This is a genomic window from Cyanobium sp. T1B-Tous (assembly GCF_024345475.1).
In the GTDB taxonomy this organism is placed as follows: domain Bacteria; phylum Cyanobacteriota; class Cyanobacteriia; order PCC-6307; family Cyanobiaceae; genus Cyanobium_A.
In genome coordinates this window covers 41,254-63,756 of sequence record NZ_JAGQBE010000006.1, presented here as the reverse complement: position 1 = coordinate 63,756, position 22,503 = coordinate 41,254, and the positions used below count along the sequence as shown (strand labels likewise).

The window sequence follows — 22,503 nt, the reverse complement described above, 5'->3', positions numbered from 1 at the left end:
CGACACCCCGGCCTCCACGGCCCTGATGCTGCGCTGGCTGGCCGAGGCGGGCTATGCCCTCGGGCCCGAGTGGCCCAGCAGCGGGGAGGAGCTGATCCAGCAGCTGCTGGCCGGCCGCAGCAATGACCCGGAAAGCGGGCACCGCCCCCCGCTCGACCATCTCCCTCTCGAGGACTACCTGGCCTGGTACGACCAGTTGCCCAGCCAGGGGCGCGAGCGCCTGGAAGCGGTTTGGGGGCCTCCGCACCAGGATGCGGCCCTGGAAACGCCGAGGGGAGGCAGGGCCTGCTTCCCGATCCGAGGCCTGCGCTGGCGCCACGTGACCGTGCTGATCCAGCCCGAACGGGGCTACGACCGCGACCCGAGCCTCAGCTATCACAGCCCCGATCTGCCCCCCACCCATGCCTACCTGGCCCAGTACCTCTGGCTGCGCCAAGGCTTCGGCGCCCATGCCGTGGTGCATGTGGGCAAGCACGGCAATTTGGAGTGGCTGCCGGGCAAGGGGTTGGGACTCTCGGATTGCTGCTTTCCGGAGTGGGCCCTCGGCCCGTTGCCCCATCTCTATCCGTTCATCGTCAACGACCCCGGGGAAGGGTCCCAGGCCAAACGGCGCAGCCAGGCGGTCATCCTCGACCACCTCACCCCACCGCTAGGGCGGGCCGGGCTCCATGGCGAGCTGCAGCAGTTGGAGGTGCTGCTGGATGAGTACTGGGAAGCCAGCCAACTGGGCAGCGAGCGGGCCGGCCCCCTGCGCCTCGCCTTGGCCAAGCAGCTGGAGAGCCTCCAGCTGCCCCTCGGCACCGCCGCCGAACTGGATGCGCGCCTTGATGCCGCCGACGGCTATCTCTGTGAATTGAAGGAAGCCCAGATCCGCCTGGGACTCCACACCTACGGCACCCTGCCGGAACCGGAGCGGCTGGCCGAGCTGCTGCTCTGTCTCGCCCGTTGCCCCCTGGCCGAGCAGCCCGGCCTGACCCAGGCCCTGGCCCGTGACCTCGGCCTCGGCCTGGATCCCTGGTCTGATGCCGATGCCTCCGCCCTGGAACCGGAGGATCAGCGGCGGCTCCAGGCCAGCTTTGGCGGCGATCCGCCGCGTCTGGTGGGCGACGGGGTGGCACTGCTGGAGCAGCGGGCACTCTCCCTGGTGCGCCAGGAACTGGCCAGCCACGGCAAGGATCGACACCAGGCCAGCCACGGCCCCGCCCTGACCCAGGCCCTGGGTCACCTGCGCCAGGTGCTGCTGCCGCGCCTGCTCGCCTGCGACAGGACAGAACGCGAAGGGTTTCTGCGGGGATTGGCAGGGGAGCGCATCGCCGCCGGTCCCTCCGGCGCCCCCACCCGGGGCCGGCCCGATCTCCTGCCCACGGGCCGGAATTTCTACAGCGTTGACCTCCGCGGCCTGCCCACCGAGGCCGCCTGGGACCTCGGCCGCCGCAGTGCTGACTTGCTGCTCGAGTTGCACCTGCAGGAGCAGGGGGAGCACCTGCAGACCCTGGCGCTGTCGGTATGGGGCACGGCGACAATGCGCAATGGCGGCGAGGACATCGCCCAGGTGCTGGCCCTGCTTGGGGTGCGGCCGGTCTGGGATGGTCCCACCCGCCGGATGGTCGACCTGGAGGTGATTCCGCTCTCCCTACTCGGGCGCCCGCGGGTGGATGTCACCCTGCGCATCTCCGGGCTGTTCCGCGACGCCTTCCCCCAGCTGGTGACCTGGGTGAACCGGGCCACCGACCTGGTGGCGGCCCTGGATGAAACGGAGGCCCAAAACCCCCTGGCGGCCGCCTGCCGGCGGGAAGGCCACAGCGCCCGGGTGTACGGCTCCGCCCCTGGGGCCTACGGAGCCGGGCTCCAGGGGCTGATCGACAGCGGCCACTGGGAGCAGCGGGGCGACCTGGGCGAGGCCTTCCTCAACTGGAGCAGTTGGCGCTACGACGGTCAGCCAGGGGGCCCAGGCCAGGCGGGGATCGAGGCCAGGGCGGACCGGGCCGGCCTGGAGCAGCGCCTCTCTGCGGTGCAGGTGGTGTTGCACAACCAGGACAACCGGGAACACGATCTGCTCGATTCCGATGATTACTACCAGTTCCAGGGCGGGATGAGTGCCGCCGTGGAGCGGGTGTCAGGGCAGCGGCCGGCCCTGTGGTTTGGGGACCACTCCCGGGCCGCCCGACCGCAGCTGCATCGGCTGGAGCGGGAGTTTGACAAGGTGCTGCGCAGCCGGGTGCTCAATCCGCGCTGGATCCAGGCGATGCAGCAGCACGGCTACAAGGGCGGCTTCGAGATGGCCGCCAGCCTCGACTATTTGTTTGCCTACGACGCCAGCACCGGCCGGGTGCCGGACTGGGGTTACGGCGCCCTCTGCGACCAGTGGCTCCGCGACCCCACCGTGCTCGCTTTTCTGGAGCAGAGCAATCCCTGGGCCCTGCGGGACATGGCCGAGCGGCTGCTGGAGGCCCACAACCGGGGACTGTGGGAAGGGGCACAAAAAAACCAGCTGGAGCATCTGCGCCAGCTGGTGTTGGAGAGCGAAGGACAGATCGAGGGCTCTTGATTCAGCTGTTCAGGTCCCTGACCATCTGTTTGAAGGGGTCGATCGCGCCGGCCTTGCCCGTGGCGGGCTGGTTGATCTGGGACTGAGCGGAGGCTTCCTGCTCTTTCTGCTTGCCGATCCCGGTCGATCCCCCAGGCACGTTGACGCCCAAGGCGGACCCTTTCTTGCGCTGCTCCAGCTCGGCAGGCGACATGGTCTGGGCGAAGGTCTTCTTCACCGGCTTGGGGATGCCGCCGGTGAGGTCCACACTCTCCTGCTGGGTGGTCATACCGCCCAGCCCCTCGGACATCCTTTCGAGCTTGGCCTCCATGGACGCCACCTCAGCGACCATCTCCTTGTTGCCGGGGCTATCGGCCGTTCCGGGGAAGGTGCGGCGAATGGTGTTGGAGCGCCGCATGAAGTCCACATTGCCCATGCTGCTGGACGCATCGGCATCGAGGAAAAAGGTTTCGACCTCCTTCTTCGGCTTGGCAGGAGAGGTGTTGGAACTGGCGTTGCCGGCGCGGGAGGCGAACAGGCGATCAAACAGACCCATCGGCTGGCAGGAAAGCGTCAGCAAACCCTAGCGGCCATCGAGGGCAAGACCATGGGTATCCGTACCACAACTCAGCAAAAGGCCGCGCTGCTGGAGCTCGGCCGCAATGGCCTCGCACACCAGGGGCGTGGGAGCCCAGCGGGGTTGAAGCCGGTAGTCGTACCAGGCCTCGGCCCCGTCAAATCCCAGCCGATGGGCCGCATCGATCAGGCGCTGAAAGGGAAGCCGGTAGCGGGCCGGATGGGCGAGCAGCACCAGCGCGCCAGCCTGGCGACCCGCCTCCAGCACCGCCGCCGCTTGCAGGGACGCCCCCACCACGGACCGGCCCTGGAGATAGGGCAAAAGACTGGGGTGCTCCTCGCCAAAGCCCAGGGCCAGCACATGCACCAGGCAGCCTTCGAGCAGGCAACTGATCTCCACACCTCGCCAGAGCCTGGGCACCGGTTGGCCGCACCGGGCCGCAGCCTGGAAGGCCGCCTCGACGACGGCGTGGGCGTCGACGCTGTGATGGTCGGTGATGGCCAGATGCTCCAGCCCGATCTGCAGGGCCTGGGAGGCCAGCTCCAGGGGCGGGAGGCTGCCGTCGCTGCAGGTGGTGTGGCAGTGAAAATTGAGCCGGGTTGGGCAGCAGGTCGGCGTGACCTGGCGGAGCACCGACCGCAGGGGATGGTCAGGCACCGGCCGCCAGACGCTCGGCCCTGAGGCGACGCCATCGGGCATAGAACTGGATCGAGGCCGCCATGAACACCACCAGGGCCACGATGAACCAGGTGGCTGCTCCAGTGGGGAACTGGGCCTTGAACACCACCAGCATCACCACGATCACCAGCAGCAGGGTGGGCAGTTCATTCAGGGCCCGCAGCTGTTTGGGGCTCCAGCTGCAGCGACCCCCCTGGAGCTGGCCCATCAGGCGATAACAGAAGGCGTGATAGGCCAGCAGAGCGGCCACAAAGGCCAGCTTGGCGTGCATCCAACCCTGCTGGAGCCAGGCTGGGTTGACGCTCAGCAGACCGGCCGCACAGACCACGGCCACCACCATGCCGGGGGTGGTGATGATGTTGGCCAGACGGCGCTCCATCAGGGCGTATTGGTCTTGAAACGCCTGCCGCAAGGGAGCGTCCAGCTCCTCCGCTTCCCGGTGGTAGATGAACAGCCGCACCAGATAGAACAATCCGGCAAACCACACCACCACACCCACGATGTGGAGGGTCTTGAACCAGAGGTAGGCCTCCGGAGGCCAGCTCAGGGCCAGGAGCGACATGGCGGGTGGCATCGGGATCAGGCCCACAAGGTAGGGCCCAAGACAGACCTACCCCATGTGCGCTGTTGCCGTTGCCCGAATCGCCGCCAGCTCTTCGGCGGGGATCTTCTCCAACTGCTTCATCACCAGAGCCATGCGCGGATTGCGACGCAGGCCATCGCTGTGGCGGGCCAGGAAGTCCCAGTAGAGGGCATTGAAGGGACAGGCCGTCTCACCGCTGCGCTGTTTGGGGTTGTAGCGGCAGCCCTTGCAGTAGGTGCCCATCCGGTTGATGTAGTTGCCGCTGGCCGCATAGGGCTTGCTCGCCAGCAGACCCCCGTCAGCAAACAGCCCCATGCCAAGCACGTTGGTCTGCATCACCCAGTCGTAGCCGTCGATGAACATGCGGTGGAACCAAGCCGTCAGGGCCTGGGGGTCCAGCCCGGCGATCAGGCCGTAGTTGGCCAGCACCATCAGCCGCTGGATGTGGTGGGCGTAGCCCGTGGCCTTGAGCTCCCCCAGCACGGTGTCCACGCAGGCCATCTCGCTGCCGCCGAGCTGCTCCAGCCAGGCCGGCAACGGACGAGCGGCGCCGAAGTGGTTGCGAGCTGGGTACTCCTCGCCAAACCACCAATACAGGCCATGGGTGTACTCCCGCCAGCCCAGGATCTGGCGGATCACCCCTTCCAGGGACGCCAGGGGCGTGCCGCGCTCCAGGCCTGCCTCCTCCAGCCGCCGGATCACCTCCAGGGGGCCCAGCAGGCCGAGGTTCAGGTAGGGGGAGAGCAGGGCATGCCAGAGGGTGGGTTGGCCCGTCACCATCGCGTCCTGGTAGGGGCCGAAGCCATCGAGGCGGGTGGCGATGAAGTGCTCGAGCACCGCCAGGGCCTGTTGCCGGGTCACCGCCCAGCCAAAGGGTTGGCTGGAGCCGGGGAGGCCCGCTTCACCGGCCGCCTCCAGCCCAGCCGCAAGCTGGTCCACCTTGGCGATCACGGCCTCGGTGATCCCATCGGGCTCAAACCACTGCGGCTGCGGCCCGGCGAGGCCTTTGGGCGGGGCCTTGCGGTTGTCCTGGTCGTAATTCCACTGGCCACCCAGGGGGGTGTCGCCCTCCATCAAAACGCCGTAACGCCGTCGACCCTCCCGGTAGAAGAGCTCCATCCGCAGCTGTTTGTAGGGCTGGGCCCAAGCCGCGAAGTCCTCCCGGCTCCAGAGGAAGGCGTTGGAGGGATGCCACTGCAGCGGGATCGGCAGGGTGAGCCGCTCGATCGCGCGGCGAAAGGGCCGCTCCGCCGGCTCCATCACCTGGAGTTCGGTGAGGCCATGGTGGCTGATCCAACCGGCGAGGCCCTCCGAAAACCGATCGGTTTCCAGGTGGTCCACCCTCCAGCCCGCCTGACGAAGCTCCTCGCTGAAATGGCGCATGGCACTCCACACCAGCACCAGCTTCTGGCGGTGATAACGCCGCGCCGCCAGCACCGAGCTGCTCTCGAGCAGCAGGATGCGGCACTGGCGGCGGGCCTGGCCAGCGCCGAGCTGCTGCTCCAGGGCCGAGAGGGCGGGATGATCCGGGGAGAGCTGGTCCCCCAGGATCCAGATGCCGATCATGGCCGTGCCGGTTGCGCCGGAGCCGGCCGGGTCATTGCTGGAAACGGGAGTCGGCTTCCATCCAACGCTCGAAGGCCGCCAAGCCCTCGATCAGGGCCCAGAGCCCAAGGCCACAGGCCAGCAGCCAGCCCATCGCCATCAGGATGGTGATCACCACCGGAATCGCCGCCAACGCGAGCAACGGCACGATCACCAGGGCACCCACCGCGGCCAGGGCCAGCACCGGGGCCACCAGCAGGGGGGGCGGACCGCCACGGGCGGCGACCCGGAGGGTGGTGAAACGGACCATGGCGGCACCACGGAGAGGGGTCTTGATTCTGGAGCGCCGGCCCCGCTCCAATCGCGGGTGGAGGGGCGGAGAACCGTTCCGGCCTAGCCCGGTTCACCCGCCAAGCGGCAGGCGCGCCGCGCCACGGCGGCGGCGTAGCCCCGCTCCACCGGACCAGCCAGGGGACTGAGCACCCCGTTTCTGCAATCCACCACCAGCCGTTCGTGCTGGCCGCGCTGGTCACCCACCCGCAGCCGCAACTGCCAATGGTGCTTGGCACTGCGATGGATCTCATCCCCACAGACCGGTCCCACGCAGAGTCCGGGAGCCGCCAACGCCGGGGGGGGCAGGCCCGGCAGCAGCTGAAGCAGCAGGGCCAGGAGCACGGGGAACAGAACGGAACAAGCCAGGCGCCTCAACTGGCCAACTCCTCGCCCTCGGGCTCATCACTGGGATGAAAGTAGTCCCACACTTGGCGCGCCAGGGCCGCACCCACCCCGGGGGCCGCGGCGATCTGCTCCGGGCTGGCGAGCTGGATGGCATCGATGGAGCGGAAGTGGGCCAGCAGCTCCTTCACCCGCTTGGGGCCCAGACCAGGGATATCGGAGAGACGGGAGCGCTTCATGCGTTCGCCCCGCTGTTGGCGGTGGAAGCTCACGGCAAACCGGTGGGCCTCATCCCGCAAACGCCGCAACAACTGCACGCCCAACTGGTCGGGCTCACTGTCGAGGGGTTGCTTGGCCCCCGGCACAAACACCTCCTCGCGCTGCTTGGCCAGGGAACAGACCACCAACTCCTCATGGAGGTTGAGTTCCCGCAGGGCCTCCATCACCGCCGAGAGCTGCCCCTTGCCGCCATCGATCATCACCACATCCGGCCAGTCGTTGAGTCCTGCGGTGTGTAGGGCGCTGTCTGCGGCCCGGCGCAGGGCCTGAAGGTCCCCCCCCTCGGCCTTGGCCTGGGCCCAGCGACGAAAGCGGCGGCGCATGATCTCGGCCATGGCCATGAAGTCGTCGGAATGGCCGGCGCGGATGGAGCTGCTCTGAATCTTGTATTTGCGGTAATGCTGCTTGGCAGGCAGGCCATCGAGGAACACCACCTGGGAGGCCACCGCATCGCTGCCCTGGATGTGGCTGATGTCGAAGCCCTCGATCCGACGCGGCGGGTTGGGAAGTTCCAGCAGTTGGGCCAAATCCTCGGTGGCCAGCAGCTGCTGCTCGGCACCGCGCTGGGCCCGCTGCAGCTCGTAGCTGGCGTTGCGCTCCAGGAGCTCGATCAGGTCGGCCTTCTGCTGGCGCTGGGGCACGGCCAGCTTCACCTTGCGACCGCGCCGCTCTGCCAGCCACTCCTCGATCAGCCCCTGCTGGGGCAAGGGGTGCTGGAGCAGCAGCTCAGGCGGAATCTCCACGGGCTCCACCTGGCTGTAGTGCTCCTCCACCACCCGCTGCAGGATCCGGCCGGGCTCCAGGGGCTGGCCATCGGCGCCCACGGCATCGGCGGTGAACCCCAGCCGCCCCACCAGCTTGCCCGCCCGCATCTGAAACAACTGCACCGCCGCGAGACGGGCATCCGCCGCAAGGGCGACCACATCGCGGCTCACGGAACTGTCGCCGATGCTCATCTTCTGATCAGCGGTGAGGGTGTCGATGCCCTGGAGCTGATCCCGCACGCGAGCGGCGCTCTCGAAATCCAGGCGCTCGGCATAGCGCTCCATCTGCTCGTGCAGCAGCTCCAGCAACTCCTCGTTGCGGCCCTGGAACACCATCGCCACCTGGCGCAGGGTGCGGTGGTAAGCCTCGGAGCTGATCTTTTCCTGGCACACGCCCGGGCAGCGGCCGATGTCGAAATTGAGGCAGGTGCGCTCGCGATACAGGGGCTGGGGACGCTGGCGCAGGGGAAACACCCGCTTCACCAGGGTGAGGGTGCGGCGCAGCAGGCCCACATCCACATAGGGCCCATAGAAACGGTCGAGAGGGGAACGGAAGCGGCGGCGCCGGGTGATGAAAATGCGCGGATAGGCCTCGCTCCAGGTGATGCAGAGGTAGGGATATTTCTTGTCGTCCTTGAGCAGCACGTTGAAGTGCGGCTGGTTCTGCTTGATCAGGTTGGATTCGAGGGCCAGCGCCTCGGCTTCGCTGTCGGTGACGATGAACTCGATCTCGCACACCTGGCGCACCATCAGCGAGATGCGCGGGCTGTGGCCGTGACCACTGCCGCTCTGGAAGTAGCTGCGCACGCGGTTGCGCAGCAGCTTGGCCTTGCCGATGTAGAGGATGCGGTCGTCGGCGTCGCGCAGCAGATAGCAGCCCGGCTCGGAGGGAACCTCTCTCAGCCGGGCCTTGAGCCGTTCGGGTTGCTGCAGCAGGGGCAGCGCCAAATCAGCCGCCGTACTGCCAGCCGGTGCTCCCCAGCTCCAGGGCGGCACCATCCCGGTGCAGGGTGGCGGTCTTCACCTCTCCCACGAACACGGTGTGATCCCCATGGGCCACCTGGCCCACCAGCTCACACTCCACGGCACCAAGGGCGTTGTCGAGGATGGGCAAGCCCAGCTCCCCCAGGGTGAAGGGAGCGGCATCAAAGCGGCCACCCACTCCCTTCTGAGGCTTGAAGAACACGGCGGCCAGGTCCTTCTGGTCGGCAGCCAGCACGTTGAGGGAAAACTTGCCCGTGCGCTGGATCATGCCGTTGCTGGTGCTGTCAGCCCGCACGGCCATCACCACCAGGGGCGGTTCAAAGGAGCCCTGGGTCACCCAGCTGGCGGTGAAGCCGTTCACCTCTTCTCCCTCTGCCACGCCACAGATGAAGACGCCATGGGGGATCTTGCGCAGCAGGGTTTTCTTGGCTTCGGCATTGAGGGCGGCGGTCTGGGCCATGGCGGCTGGAGCGCCGGGAGGCGCGGGGAACGGTGCCAACTCTAGAAACGCAGCGCTCGCCCATAGGCTGGCCCCATGCGCGCGCTCTACCCCGGCAGCTTCGATCCCCTCACCCTGGGCCATCTCGACCTGATCGAGCGCAGCGCCAGGCTGTTTGACAGCGTGATGGTGGCGGTGCTGCAGAACCCCAGCAAGCAGCCCGCCTTCGGCCTGGAGCAACGGCTGGGCCAGATCCGCAGCGCCACGGCCCACCTCAGCGGGGTGGAGGTGGGCAGTTTCGATGGGCTCACCGTGGATTTCGCCGCCCGCAGCCAGGCCCAGGTGATCCTGCGGGGCCTGCGGGCCTTGAGCGATTTCGAATTTGAACTGCAGATCGCCCACACCAACCACAGCCTGGCCCCCCAGGTCGAGACGCTGTTCTTGGCCACTGCTGTACACCACAGCTTTCTGAGCAGTTCGGTGGTGAAGGAGGTGGCCCGCTTTGGTGGCGATGTGCGCCACATGGTGCCGGCTGGAGTGGCGGAAGACCTGACCAGGCTTTTTAATCGGACTTCTGCTTAGTGCCGTCCATGGCCGAGGTCACCATCACCGTGCTCGACCAGCTCGATCAACTCGAGGAAGTCGTGTTGGAAGGCAGCCGCATTCCCTTCAGCGGCGGGCGACTGGTGAACGAGCAGGACGCCATCGAGGTGATGGATGCGCTGCGCGACGCGCTCCCCGCCCAGCTGGGCCAGGCCGTTGAGCTGATCCGCCAGCGGGACGACTTCATCGGCCAGGCGCGCCAGCAGGCTGAGGAGATCGTGGCGGCCGGCAAGCGGGAGCGGGACCAGCTGATCAACAGCGCCGCGATCCGCCAGGAGGCGGAGCGGCAGGTGGCCGAACTTCGCGACCAGGCGCGCCAGCAATGTGAGCAGCTGCTGCTGCAGGCCCGCCAGCAGGTGGCCCAGGCTGAACAGGAGCACCAGGCCCGGCTGGCCCAGATGGAGCAGCAGTTTGCGCTGCGGCGCCAACAGCTCGAGCAGGAGAGCGCCGAACGCAACCGCCTGCTGGTGGAACAGCACGACCGCAACCGCCAACAGGCGATGGCCGAACTGGAGCAGATCCGCCAGGAGGGCGTGCGGGTGCAGCGGGACAGCCAGGGCGAAGCCGAGCGCTTGCACAACGACGCCCTGCAGTTCCGCCAGCAGACCCAGCAGCAGTGCGACGCGCTGGTGGCCCGCAGCCGCCAGGAGGCCGGCACCATCGAGGAGGGGGCGAACCGCTACGCCGAGCAGGTGCTGGGCGAGTTGGAAGGTCGGCTCAAGGAGATGAGCCAGGTGGTGCTGGGTGGCCGCCGGGAGCTGGTGCGACTGCAGGCACCGGAGGGTTCGGCGGCAGCTGCAGCGTCAGAGCCGGTGAGCCGCCGCCGCCGCGTGGCCAACACCCTCAAGCAACTGGCCGGTTAGAGGGGGCAGAGCTGGGTGTTCTGCGCTTGGCGCAACACCCGGCCGATCGTGTCATTGGGCGATCCCGCTCCATTGCTGATCGCACTCACGTAGCGGGGGCCATCCGCCGTGAGCAGCACGCCGCTGATCGAGCGCACCCCGCTGATCGTGCCCGTCTTGCCAAAGAACTTGCCCTGCAAGGGCGTCCCGATGTACAGGTTGCGCAGGGTGCCCCGCTGGCCCGCCACCGCCATCGAGGCGAGGTAATCGCGCCCGTAGGGATGCTGGTCCATGCGCAGCAGCAGGGCCGCCAGAAAGCGACTGGTGAGCCGGTTGGCCCGGTCCAGGCCACTGCCATCCGCTACCCGCACACCCTGCATCGGCAAGCCCTGCTCCATCAGCCAGAGGGTTTCCCGCTGGGCCGCCTGGCCCAGATCCCAGCTGCCAGCGGCCTGGCGCAGCAGCACCTCGGCGGTGAAATTGTGGCTTTCGGTGTTGGCCAGGCTCAGCAGATTGTGCATCGGCGCCGAGGATTCCTGATGGAGCAGCACCGCATCCCCAGGCATGGGGGAACGGGAAGACACAAGCGACAGCTGCACTTTGGTGCCCTTCTGACCCATGGTTTTGGTCATCAGGCTCTGGAGCCTGGAGGGCGGGTTCATCACCGCCTCATGGATGGCGTTGCTGGTGACGGCCAAGCGGGTGATCGGAGCGCCGTAGGCGGTGTAGCGATCATCCGGATGCCATCCCTGGGGCCACCAGGCCTGGCGAGGCTCTTCGGCGATCTGGAGTTTGACCACACTGGGGACATCCCCGGTGCTGCCTCCGGATCCCAGGGCCAACTTGGCGAAGCGTTGCAACTGGGGCAGGGCCAGGTCGGGATCCCCCTCACCGGTGAGGCGGAAGCTGCCGTCCGTGAGGCGCCAGAGCTGGGTGTTCAGGCGGTAATCAGGCCCAAGACGATCAAGCGCATAGGCCGTGCTCACCAGCTTCTGATTGGAAGCCGGAATGCGGGGACGGGTGCCATTGAGATCGGCCAGCAGGCGTCCTTGGGGATCGGCGATGCTGATGCTCCACACCGAAGCCTCCCCTCCCACCGCGGCCAGGAGGCGCTGTTGCAGGACCGGACAACTCACCTGGCCCTGCAGCAGGGGCAGACCCAACGGCGGGGGCAGGGGAGGCAGGGAGGCGAGCGGAGCCGCTGCCAGGGGGGCGAAGGCGGGAACGGCAGGGGTCTGCGGGGCCGGTGCCGCGATCGAAACCAGTGGGGCCAGGCTCGCCGGCAACAGGGCCAGGGCAACGAGGCGGGAAGGGGTGAGCGGTGTCATGTCACTGGCCTCCCAGTTGCAGGCCACTCACGGTGCCGCCAATGCGGTATTGCTCCCCCTCGATCTCGACTGGCGCTCCGATTTTGAGGTTTTGGTTGCCGAACACCACGCCCCCCCCACTCCGCCGGCCCTGACCCTGGAGCACAAAGCGGGCGTCGAGCGTGCCCAGGGTGGCTTGGTTGGGATCCACAGCCGACACGACCGAGCCATTCGGCTGGACGGCCACCAATTTGCGTTGCAGGGGCAACACCTGCTTCACCGCCACCGAACCGTGGGGCTGGTTGCGAATCACGATGGCGACCTTGCCCTCCTTCTGGGCGGCCTGAATCAGGCCGGCGGGATCGGCCACCGCCACACCGCGGACATCCACCAGCACCGTGACGGGGATCAGGGCACCCGTGGCACTGGCCACGGCACCACTGAGCTTGGGGCTCCAGATCACCCCCGCGAGGGCAAGACCAACGGCGGCGGCGGCACCGAGATCCACCAGGCTCCAGGAGCGGCCGTCGCGGGCGGGGGTGGGGTCGCTCTGGGCAGCCATCGAACAACTCGGAGGTTCGGCGAAGTTTACGGAGGTTCGCCCACTCCCACCAGGGCAAGCGGCGGCGGCCAGGCCCGGGGCTAGTTGCGCAGACCCTCGATGAAGGCGTCCATCACCTTGAGATTGCCGCCCAATCCCAGACCGGCCCCACCGGCCAGGGCCAGGGCCTGCTCCTCGGCATCGGGTTTGTGGTCGAACTGGCTCACAAAGCGAAAGCCATCCGGATCGCGGCGATAGAGCTCCCAGGCACCAGGGCAGGCCCGCCGCAGGGCACCATCGCCCGTGGGGATCAGGGCATAGGCGCTCTGCCATCCGGACAGAAATCCCTTGCGGCGTTGGCGGGCCACACTGCCGATGCCCACGGCGGCATCTTCCAGATTGCCGTTGAGCAGCACCACAGCCCCGCGATGCAGGGCACAAACCTGCTCCACCTCCTCGTAGTCGGACGGGGAGGGAGCCAGCAGCAGCAGCACGCCCTCGCTGCCGCCGTCGGCCTGCTGCAAGCGCATCTGATCCCGGAGGCTGGCAATTTGGGACGCCGCCTCCGGAGCATCCCGCTGGGCCAGGGCCGTGGCCCCGGCATCGGCACACAGCAGACGCAGGCCAGCCACCGTTGGGGCCAGCGCCGCCTGCAGGCGCAGGGCCACCGGCAACAGACGCAGTCCCTCAAAGCGCAGTTCCACAGACCAGAGCCCCTTGGCCCCTGCAGCCAGGGCGGCCTGGATCGCCACCAGGGCTTCGGCCTCAGCGCTGCGCAGATCGGGGGGAAGCATCAGGGCGGGATCTAACCGGCTGACGCTAACGAGTGGTCTCGACCGGGACCTCGCGCAGCCGATCCAGGGTGCGTGTCAAGGCCGCCACCAGGGCCATGCCGTCGGCGGGGGTATGCCAGGGGCCCAGGCTGATGCGCACGCCACTGCTGGCTTCAGCTTCGCTGCAACCCATCGCCAGCAGCACGGGGCTGGCCGCCGAACCACTGCTGCTGCAGGCCGAGCCACTGCTGATGGCAAAGCCCTGGCGTGCCATCTCAGCCACCAGCCAACGTCCGGAGAGGGGCTGGCCATCCGGCCCAGCCACCAACAAGCTGATGTGATGGGGCAGGCGCTGAGGGCCCGGGGCAGGACCGGTGAGCCGAATCCCCGGGATGGCCAGCAGCTGATCCAGCAGCGGATCGCGCAGTCGGGCCGTCGAGGGCAACTGTCTGGCCAGCTCCAGGGCCTTGGCGAATCCGGCCAGCAGGGCCACCGGTTCCGTCCCGGCCCGGCGCCCGCCCTCCTGCCCACCGCCCCCGAGCTGGCCCTGGAGGGGCACACCGGCGCGCACCAGCAACACACCCACGCCCCGGGGGCCCTGCAGCTTGTGGGCCGCACCGCTGAGCAGGTCCACGGGAAGATCGCGGAACTGGAGGGGACGGTGCCCCAGCACCTGAACCGCATCGACATGCAGCAGCACGCCGGATGCCCGGCAACGGCTGCCAATGGCCTCGATCGGTTGCAGGCTGCCCACCTCGTTCTGGCCCCAGATCAGGGACACGAGCCGGGTGGGTGGGGCGAGCAGGGCGTCGAGGGCGTGGAGATCCAGCAGCCCCTGGCAGTCCACCGGAAGGATCTGCACCTGCCACCCCCGCTCCGCGAGGCGGCTGGCGGCCGCCTGGGTGGCGGGATGCTCAACCGCGGAGATCAGCAGGCGGCCGGGCTGAAGCGTGGCTGCGGCTCCGAGTAGGGCCAGATGGATGGCCTCGGTGCCGCCGGAGGTCACCACCAGCTCCTCGGCGTCACAGCCCAGGAGCATCGCCAGGGTCTGCCGCGAGCGCTCCAGCTGTTCGGCAGCGGCCAACCCGGGCCCGTGCAGGCTGGAGGGGTTAGCCCAGGCCGTGGACTGGACCTCCGCCATCGCGCGGAGCACGGCCTCGGACGGCGGCGTGGTGGCGCTGGTGTCGAAATAGGTCGCCAGGGCCGGAGATGCCATTAGCCGCCTGGGGGCATGGTTCGCTCGAAGCGAGCCCTGGTGCGCGTTTCGAGGGATTCGGTGGCCAGGGCCACGAGGTCGTCCAGGGAGCTGTTGTTCAGCAGCGCCTGCACCCGGGCGCGGGCCTCTGCCGAGGGGCAGGCCTCAGGCCGGATGCAGCCGTTGACGCAGACGCTGGCGCAATCCACGGAAGCCGCGGCGCCGGGAACGCCGTCAGGAGCCTGGGCTGGGGACACCAGCTCGATTCGACTGTCCGGGGAGTCGCCAGCGGGGTCATCGCCCCAGAGCTCGGGCGTCACCACCCCGTCAAACACCGCAACGGCGGGACCGGTCATGAACAGGTGGTCGCTGGCAGGGTCCCAGTCGATCTCCAGGGGGCCGCCGGGTAGATCAATCCGGGCCCGTCGCTCGGCCAATCCGAACCGATGGGCCACCACCAACGTGGCGCAGGCGCCGGTGCCGCAGGCCAGCGTGGGGCCGGCGCCCCGCTCCCAGACCCGCATCACCAGGTGGGTCGGGCTCAGGGCCTGGACGAAGTGGACGTTGGTGCGAGCGGGGAACGCGGGATCCACTTCCAGGGCGGCACCGCAGCCCTCCAGATCGATGGCCGCCACGTCGTCCACCGGGATCACCACGTGGGGATTGCCCATCCCGGCAGCACCGACCGCAAAGCTGATGCCCGCAGCCTCCAGCTGGCCCTGGGGCAAACCCGCCTCGCCAACGGCCAAGGTGGTGGGGATGGTGGCGGGCTCCAGGAAGGGTGCCCCCATATCCACCCGGATGGTGCCATCGGCCTGGAGCTCGGGCACGATGCGCCCCGCCAGGGTTTCGATCTGCCACTGCCGGCCCGGCCCATCGCCATCGCTATCCGCCAGAAAACGAGCCAGACAGCGGATGCCGTTGCCGCACATTTCCGGTTCGCTGCCATCGGCGTTGAAGATCCGCATCCGCAGCTCGCCGCCCTCCCGGGGGGGCAGGGCCAGGATCACCCCATCTCCACCCACGCCAAAGCGCCGGTCACACAACCGCTGAATGCGCTCCTGGGTCAGCCCCATGTCGTCATCGCCGATGGCGGCACTCCGGCCATCAAGCATGAGGAAATCGTTTCCCAGGCCTTGATATTTGCTGAACTGGAGCACGATGGGGCGAGCGCAGCCACGTGCAAATCCTATGCAGAGCTTTTTCGAGAAGCGGACAACCGCCCTCGATACGTCCCAGCCGAGCATCCGCCACCTCCAAGACCTGATCCGCCACCGAACGCCCGTGGCCATTCAGGTGTCTGGGGTGGGGGAACTGGAAGGCACCCTCCACTGGCAAGACATCCACTACCTGGCCCTGAGCCAGGACGAAGGACGGCCCCTCACCCTGATCAGTCGCGCCGCGGCGAGCACGATCCGCGCCCTGGGCTGAGCACCCCCTTCCCAGAGGGCTGTGGCACGATCACAGCTCTGATCCAGCCCTGGCTGCCGTGAGCGACGCCCCCCGCTACCAACCCCAGGCGCTTGAAGCCCGCTGGCAGGCCCAGTGGACGGTCACCGGGCAGCACCGCACCCCCCCCGGGCAAGATTCGGCCGCCGGCAACCGCTATTACGCCCTGTCGATGTTCCCCTATCCCTCGGGGAACCTGCACATGGGCCATGTGCGCAACTACGTCATCACCGACGTCGTCGCCCGGGTGCAGCGCATGCGCGGCAAGCAGGTGCTGCACCCCATGGGCTGGGATGCCTTTGGGTTACCCGCGGAAAACGCGGCGATCGAACGGGGAATCGATCCTGGGGTGTGGACGGATCAGAACATCGCGTCCATGCGCGCCCAGCTGCAACGGCTGGGGCTGTCGATCGACTGGGACCGGGAGGTGGCCACCTGCCACGCCGATTACTACCGCTGGACCCAGTGGCTGTTCCTGCAGTTCCTGGAAGCCGGCCTGGCCTACCAGAAAGACGCCACGGTGAACTGGGACCCGATCGATCAGACGGTGCTCGCCAATGAACAGGTGGACAGTGAGGGACGCTCCTGGCGCTCGGGCGCCCTGGTGGAAAAGCGCAAGCTGCGCCAATGGTTCCTGAAGATCACCGCCTACGCCGACCAGCTGCTCGACGACCTGCCCAAGCTGGAGGGCTGGCCAGAGCGGGTGCGCACCATGCAGGCCAACTGGATTGGCCGCAGCACCGGTGCCGAGCTCACCTTCCCGGTGGTCGATGCCGAGGGCCACGACACCGCCCAGGGCATCACGGTGTTCACCACCCGGCCCGACACGATTTTTGGCGCCAGCTACGTGGTGCTGGCCCCCGAACATCCCCTGGTCACCTCCCTCAGTACGGCGGAGCAGGCCATTCACGTGGAGGCCTTCTGCGATCTGGTGAGCCGCCAGAGCGAGCAGGAACGCACCGCCGATGACAAGCCCAAACGCGGCGTGCCCATCGGTGCCCACGTGCGCAACCCCGCCAACGGCGAGCTGATCCCCCTATGGATTGCCGACTACGTGCTGGCCGACTACGGCACCGGCGCCGTCATGGGGGTGCCGGCCCACGACCAGCGCGACTTCGTGTTCGCCCGCCAGTACGAACTGCCGGTGCGCCAGGTGATCATCCCCGAGGGCAGTGATGAGCACGCCTACGAGGGCGGAGCCTGGACCGAAGCCGGCGTGCTGATTCACTCCGGGCGCTTCGATGGCCTGTCCAGCCGAGAGGCCAAGCAGGCCATCACAGCAGCGGCCGAGCAGGAGGGCTGGGGCCAGGCCCGCATCACCTACCGCCTGCGCGATTGGTTGATCTCCCGCCAGCGCTACTGGGGCTGCCCGATCCCGGTGATCCACTGCGAGAGTTGTGGCGTGGTGCCGGTGCCGGCCGCACAGCTGCCGGTGGAATTGCCCCAGGGCGCCAACCTGGTGGGCAAGGGCGGGTCGCCTCTGGCCCAGCTGGAGAGCTGGTGGCGCGTGGACTGCCCCTGCTGCGGTCAGCCGGCCCGACGGGAGACCGACACCATGGACACCTTCATGTGCTCCAGCTGGTACTACCTGCGTTACAGCGATCCCAAGAACACCGCCCTTCCCTTCACCCGTGAGGCGGTCGATTCCTGGCTGCCGGTGGATCAATACGTGGGCGGTATCGAGCACGCGATCCTGCACCTGCTCTACTCGCGCTTCTTCACCAAGGTGCTGCGCGACCGCGGTCTGCTGGGCTTCGATGAACCCTTCACCCGCCTGCTCACCCAGGGCATGGTGCAGGGCATCACCTACAAGAACCCCCATTCCGGCAAATACATCGCCCCCGCCGATGTCGCCGACCCCAGTGATCCGCGGGACCCGCTCAGCGGCGAGCCGCTGGAGACGTTCTACGAAAAGATGTCGAAGTCGAAGCACAACGGCGTCGACCCAGCCGTGGTGATCGACAAATACGGTGCCGACACGGCCCGCATGTTCATCCTGTTCAAGGCTCCGCCCGAAAAGGACCTGGAGTGGGACGACGCCGATGTGGAGGGCCAGTTCCGCTTCCTGCAGCGCCTCTGGCGCCTGGTGGATGGGGCCGTGGCAGGCGGTCTGGTGCTGGCCCCCCGGGACGCCACGACCAGGCCCTCCCCCCAGAACCCAGAAGACCAAGCCCTACGTCGTGCGGTGCACACCGCGATCACCGCCATCAGCGAAGACCTGGACGGCGACTACCAGTTCAATACGGCTGTGTCCGAGTTGATGAAACTCAGCAACGCCATGGGCGAACACCTGCCTGGAGCTTCAGCGCCCGTGGCCAGCGAAGCCCTGCGCACCCTGTTGGTGCTTTTAGCCCCGTTTGCGCCGCACTTGGCCGAAGAGCTCTGGCTGCGGGCAGGCGGCAATGCCGATGGCCACACCAGCGTGCATGAGCAGGTCTGGCCGAGCGCCGATGCCACAGCCCTGGTGCGCGACACGATCCCCCTGGTGATCCAGGTGAAGGGCAAGGTACGCGGCAACCTCGAGGTCCCCGCCGATGCGGACAAGGCCACCCTGGAGCAGTTGGCCCTGGCCAGCGACATCGCGGCCAAGTGGCTGGAGGGCAAGGCCCCGAGCCGGGTGATTGTGGTGCCCGGCAAACTCGTCAACTTGGTGCCCTGAAGGGAGCCGAGGCCCCCTCAGAACCACTCGGCTACGGCCTCCTCGGCACTGTTGACATGGGCATCAGGGGTGGTGCGGGCAAATTCGAGGGTGATGTGGCGGCGCTGCTCCCCATCGGCGGCCACAGCCGTGATCGGATACAGCTGTTGACCATCGCGGAACGGCACTTGCAGGCGGAAGGTGCCGTCCTCGGCCAGGGGCACCACCTCGTCCCCAATGCGCAGGGTGGCCGCCGGGTCGGTGGCGCCATACACGATCAGCTCCGCATCAGCCACCAGCCAGAAGGAACGCTGGCGGGAGGCCACGCCACCGACACCGGATTCCTGGCGGCCGCTGGCCCAAAGGCCCACGCCTGAAGCATTCAGGCCGTGGGAATGGTCACCGGAAGCGTCCACTTCATGGAAGGCCTCGGAACCGCGTCCAACGGCACGGAAGGTGGACGTGGCGGCCTGGTAAACCCGCTCGTGGATGCCGGGAGCAGCTTGGGGGACGGCCGCGACCGCCGCCGCCGCGGCAGCCGGTGCTTCCAGGGAGAAGGGAACGAACTGGTCGAGGATCTGCTCACTGGGGTGCAGGGCCGGAACCCGAGCCACGGCCGAGAAAGCCAGGGAGCGCCAGCCGCCGGCACCAAGCCGATAGCCCAGCTCGACGCGGTAGTCACGGTCGCTGAGGGGAACGGGGAGGTACCACTCTGTGGCGTGGCTGTTGACCACCACTTCCTGCATGGTGTGCTGGTGGGCCGCTCCGCCACCGAGACCCGTCACGTCGGCCACCCGCAGCACCAATTGGCTGGCCCCATCAGCCATCGCCTGGCGCCGATCGGCATCGGACAGCTCCCAGAACACATAGGCCCACTGGGGATCGCGGGGCAGGAACACCACCGAGGTCTGGGCCGAGGGTCGGGGGGCCGGGAGCATCTCCGCTTCCAGCGCCCGCAGGTCAGTGGACTGCTCTACCGACTCGGGGGCAGCATCGGATTGGCGATCGATCGCGCGGACCAATTGGTCCTTGAGCATGCGGCTGTAGCGGCCGATCCCGAGGTTGCTGGCCAGTTCCCGCAGCTGACGCAGCGTCAGGTCGTTGGTGTTCCCCTCGTCCGACATCGGAAAACCTGACGTGGTCATGACGAAAGCTTTCCGGTAAAAACTGGAGCAATCCTGTCGTTCTCAGTCCAGGATTTCGGGTTCTGTCAGGGGATCGCCACGTCCCGCGGGGATCGGACCGCCCGAGGTTGCCCACAACGAACGGGGAGAGCCCTGTGAGGCCAGGACGAGAGAGGGAAGACCATGCGGCCATTCCGCTGTCAGCGGGAGCAAACCATGCTCCGTGGGCTGGGAAACGCTTCCTGCAGATCTGTGTCAGTGGCTGGGCCGCCCCTCGCCAGAGCAGGAATTCATCCTTAAACCGGATGGATTGCAAGGCTGAACCATGCGTTGGCTGGGACTGGTGCTGTGCCTGCTCTGGCTGGGCTGGCGGTTGCAGTCCCTCTGGCAGGGGATCCAACGGTGGCGGAGGGGGGATGCCCTCAGCCATGCCTTCCAGCTGGAACTGCAACGCCGCCGGCTGGTGAGCGTTGGGCCTTGAGCCATGGTGATCCCGGCCAGCCTGCGCACCACCAGCCTTGCCCTGCTCGCCTGGGGGGCCCTGCTGCTCTGCGGAACCGGATGTCTGGCCACGGATGTCCGGGCGCCCCTCCCCCAGCCGCAGCTCCCCCGCAGTGCTGATGGCCGGCACTACCCCCTGGTCCCAACCACCGCCGCCGCCATCGCCCGCCTGCTGAGCGAGGTGGAATCAGCGCTCAGGGCGAGCGACACCCCCGAGCCGCTGCTGCCCCAGCTCGGGCATCAGCAACAGGTGATCTATCGCCGGCTCAGCCGCCACCCCGAGCTCGCCCGCCAGGTGCGGGCGTCTTTGCCAGAACAGTGGCGCAGGGTCTTCGACCGGCACCTGGCCGCACGACGGGCCTTTCTGGCCATGCATCGGGGCCGACCGATCAGTGCGGTGCCTGCCTGGCGGATCATTGCCCCGGAGCCGGCCGAGCTTCTGCTGCGCCATTACCGCAAGGCCGCCGCCGCCACCGGAATCCCCTGGGAGGTGCTGGCCGCCGTGAATCTCGTGGAAACGGGGATGGGCCGAATCGATGGCATCTCCGTTGCCAACGCCCAGGGACCGATGCAGTTCCTTCCCACCACCTGGGCCGAACCTGGCATCGGCCAGGGCGACATCCGTGCCCCCCAGGATGCCATCGCTGCTGCAGCTCGGTATCTGGTGCGGCGGGGCGGCCTGCGGGACATCCGCCGCGGGCTCTGGGGCTACAACAACAGCTGGCATTACGGCGAAGCGGTGCTGCAGTACGCCCAGCTGCTGAAAGAGGATCCCCGTGCCTATCGGGGGCTCTACCACTGGGAGATTCACATCACCACCAGTGCTGGCGACCTATGGCTGCCACAGGGATATCACCAAACCCAACCCCTTGCCGTCAACACCTATCTGGACCGCATGCCGGCCAGTCGCCCAAGCCAACCCTGAGCGCCCCAAGCCCTACTCCAAGGGGCCGAACCCGCCGGATCAATCGGATCGGGCCAATCGCACCAATTCAGGCCGCGGCAACCAGCCGCTGACGCAACAGCTCAACGTGCTCATCAATCAGGCTGCGGGCCTCCTCCAGGCTGGCGGCCGTGCCCATGGGCACCCCACTGCAGTGGTGGATCCGGTAGGCCTCGGCGGCGGCACAACGGCGGATCAGCCGCACGCTGCAGCCCCGATGCCGCCATTCCGCCATGGCAGGACTTTCAGGCATCGCTGGAGCATTGGTCATGGCGAATGGGGCCAAAGGGGCGTGGGCCTGACGCCATCAAACCGAGGCCGCGCCCAACGGCAAGGGCGTTCAGGCCTTCTGGCTCAGTCTCCAGAGCTCGTTGACGTGCTCCCCGGTTTCAACCGCCCGCAGACGTTTCACCAGCTCAAACACCTCGGTGGCGGCCAGTTCACCGTTGTCCTGCCATTCCAGGCTGCGGGGCTCGAACATCTCCGAACCAATCGCTGCGTTGGGATGACTTTCCTCCGGAGCTGACATGGTGGGACGTCGGTTTTGCGAACCCTATGGAGAAAGCCGCTGTGGCCGAGACAGCGGCACCAGGTTTTCAATGGAAGATTGTGTGAAGGCGTTCGGGCCTTTCGCGAGGAACACGGCCTAAATTCCCGCACCCCTGCCTGCGGCTGATGACGCTGGACTATCGCTCCACTCCCTACCCCCACTGGGAATTCAGCAACGCTGAGGGAGACCAGCTGCGGGTCGTTCCCGAGCGTGGCGGACTGGTGACCGGCTGGCGTTGTGATGGGCGGGAGATCCTCTACCTCGACCTCGAGCGCTTCCTCGACCCGGCCCAGTCAGTCCGGGGAGGGGTGCCGGTGCTGTTCCCAATCTGCGGGGGCCTGCCGAACAACACCCTGCCGCTCCCCCAGGGCAACTTCAACCTGGGGCAGCACGGCTTTGCCCGCCAGATGCCCTGGCAGCTGAGCGCCTTGGACGACGGCCAGGGAATCGCCCTGGAACTCAACGACGACCCAACCAGTCGGGCCGCCTACCCCTTCGCCTTCCTGCTGCGCATGGAACTGCGCCTGGAAGCGGGGGCCCTGGGGATCCGCACCACCGTGCACAACCGGAGCGCCGATCCCATGCCCTTCAGCTTCGGCTTGCACCCTTACTTCAACCTCACCAACCTCAACTCCGCCCGGTTCGAAGGCCTGCCGGATCAGTGCCTCAATCACCTCTCCATGGCGGAGACCTCCACGGCCTCCCAGATGGCCAGGCTCAATGACGGCGTAGACCTGCTGGTGCGACCGGAGGGCCATGTGCGGCTGGTGGACCCGGAGGCCGGCATCAGCCTGGAGCTTGAGTTGAGTGCGCCGATGGACCTGGCGGTGATCTGGACCGAACCACCCCGCCGCATGGTGTGCCTGGAGCCCTGGAGCGGACCGCGCCAGGCCCTGATCAGCGGCGACCACAAGCTGGAGCTGGACCCTGGAGCCAGCTGCCTGTTGGAAACGCGCTACCGGGTCAGGACCCTGGCAACGGGGTAG

General features: G+C 67.8%; 24 protein-coding genes. 8 read left to right on the top strand and 16 right to left on the bottom strand.

Annotation, left to right across the window (positions count from 1 at the left end; genetic code table 11):
- A partial coding sequence (gene cobN / locus KBY71_RS02780) for a cobaltochelatase subunit CobN (protein ID WP_254927466.1) occupies positions 1-2,548 on the top strand: 2,548 nt, incomplete at its 5' end.
- 1 nt (position 2,549) lies between these two features.
- Here the strand turns inward: cobN and KBY71_RS02775 are convergent.
- The 8 genes from KBY71_RS02775 to KBY71_RS02740 form a co-directional block, all read right to left on the bottom strand.
- A complete protein-coding gene (locus KBY71_RS02775; protein WP_315858495.1) occupies positions 2,550-3,107 on the bottom strand; it encodes a hypothetical protein in 558 nt (185 codons plus the stop codon).
- A gap of 3 nt (positions 3,108-3,110) precedes the next feature.
- Positions 3,111-3,803: a PHP domain-containing protein gene (locus KBY71_RS02770; RefSeq protein ID WP_254927465.1), complete on the bottom strand. Its 693-nt coding sequence runs from the start codon at positions 3,801-3,803 to the stop codon at positions 3,111-3,113.
- Positions 3,754-4,344, bottom strand: a complete 591-nt coding sequence (hemJ, locus tag KBY71_RS02765) for a protoporphyrinogen oxidase HemJ (protein WP_254927464.1) — start codon at positions 4,342-4,344, stop codon at positions 3,754-3,756. The genes KBY71_RS02770 and hemJ overlap by 50 nt, the downstream gene beginning before the upstream one ends.
- A 48-nt stretch (positions 4,345-4,392) precedes the next feature.
- On the bottom strand, positions 4,393-5,931 hold the full coding sequence (locus KBY71_RS02760; protein ID WP_254927463.1) for a cryptochrome/photolyase family protein: 1,539 nt from the start codon (positions 5,929-5,931) through the stop codon (positions 4,393-4,395).
- Between the two features lie 31 nt (positions 5,932-5,962).
- Positions 5,963-6,220, bottom strand: coding sequence for a glypican (locus tag KBY71_RS02755; RefSeq protein WP_254927462.1), 258 nt, complete (start codon positions 6,218-6,220; stop codon positions 5,963-5,965).
- Positions 6,221-6,303: 83 nt separating this feature from the next.
- On the bottom strand, positions 6,304-6,609 hold the full coding sequence (locus tag KBY71_RS02750; RefSeq protein WP_396095059.1) for a hypothetical protein: 306 nt from the start codon (positions 6,607-6,609) through the stop codon (positions 6,304-6,306).
- Between the two features lie 5 nt (positions 6,610-6,614).
- Positions 6,615-8,627, bottom strand: a complete 2,013-nt coding sequence (gene uvrC / locus KBY71_RS02745) for an excinuclease ABC subunit UvrC (protein ID WP_254927461.1) — start codon at positions 8,625-8,627, stop codon at positions 6,615-6,617.
- Positions 8,578-9,072 carry a flavin reductase family protein gene (locus KBY71_RS02740; protein WP_254927471.1) on the bottom strand — a complete coding sequence of 165 codons (495 nt, stop codon included), beginning with the start codon at positions 9,070-9,072 and terminating at the stop codon, positions 8,578-8,580. Before KBY71_RS02740 ends, uvrC begins: the two co-directional genes overlap by 50 nt.
- A gap of 75 nt (positions 9,073-9,147) precedes the next feature.
- Between KBY71_RS02740 and coaD the strand changes: the two genes are divergently transcribed.
- Complete coding sequence (gene coaD / locus KBY71_RS02735) at positions 9,148-9,633, top strand: pantetheine-phosphate adenylyltransferase (protein WP_254927460.1); 486 nt, start codon at positions 9,148-9,150, stop codon at positions 9,631-9,633.
- A gap of 8 nt (positions 9,634-9,641) precedes the next feature.
- Positions 9,642-10,517 (top strand): hypothetical protein, encoded by an 876-nt coding sequence (locus KBY71_RS02730; protein ID WP_254927459.1) that lies wholly within the window; start codon positions 9,642-9,644, stop codon positions 10,515-10,517.
- Here KBY71_RS02730 and dacB read toward each other — a convergent pair.
- From dacB to dapF, 5 genes are all read right to left on the bottom strand, one after another.
- Positions 10,514-11,824, bottom strand: a complete 1,311-nt coding sequence (gene dacB / locus KBY71_RS02725; RefSeq protein WP_254927458.1) for a D-alanyl-D-alanine carboxypeptidase/D-alanyl-D-alanine-endopeptidase — start codon at positions 11,822-11,824, stop codon at positions 10,514-10,516. The two genes, KBY71_RS02730 and dacB, sit on opposite strands and share 4 nt — an antisense overlap.
- A gap of 1 nt (position 11,825) precedes the next feature.
- Positions 11,826-12,365 carry a DUF4330 domain-containing protein gene (locus tag KBY71_RS02720; RefSeq protein ID WP_254927457.1) on the bottom strand — a complete coding sequence of 180 codons (540 nt, stop codon included), beginning with the start codon at positions 12,363-12,365 and terminating at the stop codon, positions 11,826-11,828.
- An 80-nt stretch (positions 12,366-12,445) separates the two neighbouring features.
- On the bottom strand, positions 12,446-13,138 hold the full coding sequence (locus KBY71_RS02715) for a DUF1995 family protein (protein WP_254927456.1): 693 nt from the start codon (positions 13,136-13,138) through the stop codon (positions 12,446-12,448).
- A gap of 25 nt (positions 13,139-13,163) precedes the next feature.
- Positions 13,164-14,333, bottom strand: a complete 1,170-nt coding sequence (locus KBY71_RS02710) for a cysteine desulfurase family protein (RefSeq protein WP_254927455.1) — start codon at positions 14,331-14,333, stop codon at positions 13,164-13,166.
- Positions 14,333-15,427 (bottom strand): diaminopimelate epimerase, encoded by a 1,095-nt coding sequence (gene dapF, locus KBY71_RS02705; protein ID WP_396095058.1) that lies wholly within the window; start codon positions 15,425-15,427, stop codon positions 14,333-14,335. The genes KBY71_RS02710 and dapF overlap by 1 nt, the downstream gene beginning before the upstream one ends.
- A 76-nt stretch (positions 15,428-15,503) precedes the next feature.
- Here dapF and KBY71_RS02700 point away from each other — a divergent pair, with 76 nt between their 5' ends.
- Both KBY71_RS02700 and leuS read left to right on the top strand, forming a co-directional pair.
- Positions 15,504-15,743, top strand: coding sequence for an Hfq-related RNA-binding protein (locus KBY71_RS02700; RefSeq protein WP_190389497.1), 240 nt, complete (start codon positions 15,504-15,506; stop codon positions 15,741-15,743).
- Between the two features lie 19 nt (positions 15,744-15,762).
- Positions 15,763-18,420, top strand: coding sequence for a leucine--tRNA ligase (gene leuS, locus KBY71_RS02695; protein ID WP_254927470.1), 2,658 nt, complete (start codon positions 15,763-15,765; stop codon positions 18,418-18,420).
- Positions 18,421-18,437: 17 nt separating this feature from the next.
- On the opposite strand, the gene KBY71_RS02690 is transcribed toward leuS, so the two are convergent.
- On the bottom strand, positions 18,438-19,544 hold the full coding sequence (locus KBY71_RS02690; RefSeq protein WP_254927453.1) for a DUF4912 domain-containing protein: 1,107 nt from the start codon (positions 19,542-19,544) through the stop codon (positions 18,438-18,440).
- Between the two features lie 304 nt (positions 19,545-19,848).
- Here KBY71_RS02690 and KBY71_RS02685 point away from each other — a divergent pair, with 304 nt between their 5' ends.
- A complete protein-coding gene (locus KBY71_RS02685; RefSeq protein WP_254927452.1) occupies positions 19,849-20,004 on the top strand; it encodes a hypothetical protein in 156 nt (51 codons plus the stop codon).
- 3 nt (positions 20,005-20,007) lie between these two features.
- Complete coding sequence (locus tag KBY71_RS02680; RefSeq protein WP_254927451.1) at positions 20,008-20,949, top strand: lytic transglycosylase domain-containing protein; 942 nt, start codon at positions 20,008-20,010, stop codon at positions 20,947-20,949.
- A 67-nt stretch (positions 20,950-21,016) separates the two neighbouring features.
- Here KBY71_RS02680 and KBY71_RS02675 read toward each other — a convergent pair whose 3' ends face one another.
- Together KBY71_RS02675 and KBY71_RS02670 are read right to left on the bottom strand one after the other, a co-directional pair.
- Positions 21,017-21,220: a hypothetical protein gene (locus KBY71_RS02675; RefSeq protein WP_254927450.1), complete on the bottom strand. Its 204-nt coding sequence runs from the start codon at positions 21,218-21,220 to the stop codon at positions 21,017-21,019.
- 87 nt (positions 21,221-21,307) lie between these two features.
- Entirely contained in the window at positions 21,308-21,448 is a 141-nt protein-coding gene (locus KBY71_RS02670; protein WP_254927449.1) for a hypothetical protein, read from the bottom strand.
- Positions 21,449-21,642: 194 nt separating this feature from the next.
- Here KBY71_RS02670 and KBY71_RS02665 point away from each other — a divergent pair, with 194 nt between their 5' ends.
- The gene (locus KBY71_RS02665) at positions 21,643-22,503 is read left to right on the top strand and encodes a galactose mutarotase (protein ID WP_254927448.1); all 861 of its coding nucleotides are present in this window, start codon (positions 21,643-21,645) and stop codon (positions 22,501-22,503) included.

Excerpts from the sequence above, each read along its gene's own strand:
- KBY71_RS02770 (WP_254927465.1), bottom strand. The coding sequence starts at position 3,803 with ATGCCCGATGGCGTCGCCTCAGGGCCGAGCGTCTGGCGGCCGGTGCCT.
- hemJ (WP_254927464.1), bottom strand. The coding sequence starts at position 4,344 with ATGTCGCTCCTGGCCCTGAGCTGGCCTCCGGAGGCCTACCTCTGGTTC.
- KBY71_RS02760 (WP_254927463.1), bottom strand. The coding sequence starts at position 5,931 with ATGATCGGCATCTGGATCCTGGGGGACCAGCTCTCCCCGGATCATCCC.
- KBY71_RS02755 (WP_254927462.1), bottom strand. The coding sequence starts at position 6,220 with ATGGTCCGTTTCACCACCCTCCGGGTCGCCGCCCGTGGCGGTCCGCCC.
- uvrC (WP_254927461.1), bottom strand. The coding sequence starts at position 8,627 with ATGGTGCCGCCCTGGAGCTGGGGAGCACCGGCTGGCAGTACGGCGGCT.
- KBY71_RS02740 (WP_254927471.1), bottom strand. The coding sequence starts at position 9,072 with ATGGCCCAGACCGCCGCCCTCAATGCCGAAGCCAAGAAAACCCTGCTG.
- coaD (WP_254927460.1), top strand. The coding sequence starts at position 9,148 with ATGCGCGCGCTCTACCCCGGCAGCTTCGATCCCCTCACCCTGGGCCAT.
- KBY71_RS02730 (WP_254927459.1), top strand. The coding sequence starts at position 9,642 with ATGGCCGAGGTCACCATCACCGTGCTCGACCAGCTCGATCAACTCGAG.
- dacB (WP_254927458.1), bottom strand. The coding sequence starts at position 11,824 with ATGACACCGCTCACCCCTTCCCGCCTCGTTGCCCTGGCCCTGTTGCCG.
- KBY71_RS02720 (WP_254927457.1), bottom strand. The coding sequence starts at position 12,365 with ATGGCTGCCCAGAGCGACCCCACCCCCGCCCGCGACGGCCGCTCCTGG.
- KBY71_RS02715 (WP_254927456.1), bottom strand. The coding sequence starts at position 13,138 with ATGCTTCCCCCCGATCTGCGCAGCGCTGAGGCCGAAGCCCTGGTGGCG.
- KBY71_RS02710 (WP_254927455.1), bottom strand. The coding sequence starts at position 14,333 with ATGGCATCTCCGGCCCTGGCGACCTATTTCGACACCAGCGCCACCACG.
- dapF (WP_396095058.1), bottom strand. The coding sequence starts at position 15,427 with ATGCTTGATGGCCGGAGTGCCGCCATCGGCGATGACGACATGGGGCTG.
- KBY71_RS02700 (WP_190389497.1), top strand. The coding sequence starts at position 15,504 with ATGCAGAGCTTTTTCGAGAAGCGGACAACCGCCCTCGATACGTCCCAG.
- KBY71_RS02690 (WP_254927453.1), bottom strand. The coding sequence starts at position 19,544 with ATGACCACGTCAGGTTTTCCGATGTCGGACGAGGGGAACACCAACGAC.
- KBY71_RS02685 (WP_254927452.1), top strand. The coding sequence starts at position 19,849 with ATGCGTTGGCTGGGACTGGTGCTGTGCCTGCTCTGGCTGGGCTGGCGG.
- KBY71_RS02680 (WP_254927451.1), top strand. The coding sequence starts at position 20,008 with ATGGTGATCCCGGCCAGCCTGCGCACCACCAGCCTTGCCCTGCTCGCC.
- KBY71_RS02675 (WP_254927450.1), bottom strand. The coding sequence starts at position 21,220 with ATGCCTGAAAGTCCTGCCATGGCGGAATGGCGGCATCGGGGCTGCAGC.
- KBY71_RS02670 (WP_254927449.1), bottom strand. The coding sequence starts at position 21,448 with ATGTTCGAGCCCCGCAGCCTGGAATGGCAGGACAACGGTGAACTGGCC.
- KBY71_RS02665 (WP_254927448.1), top strand. The coding sequence starts at position 21,643 with ATGACGCTGGACTATCGCTCCACTCCCTACCCCCACTGGGAATTCAGC.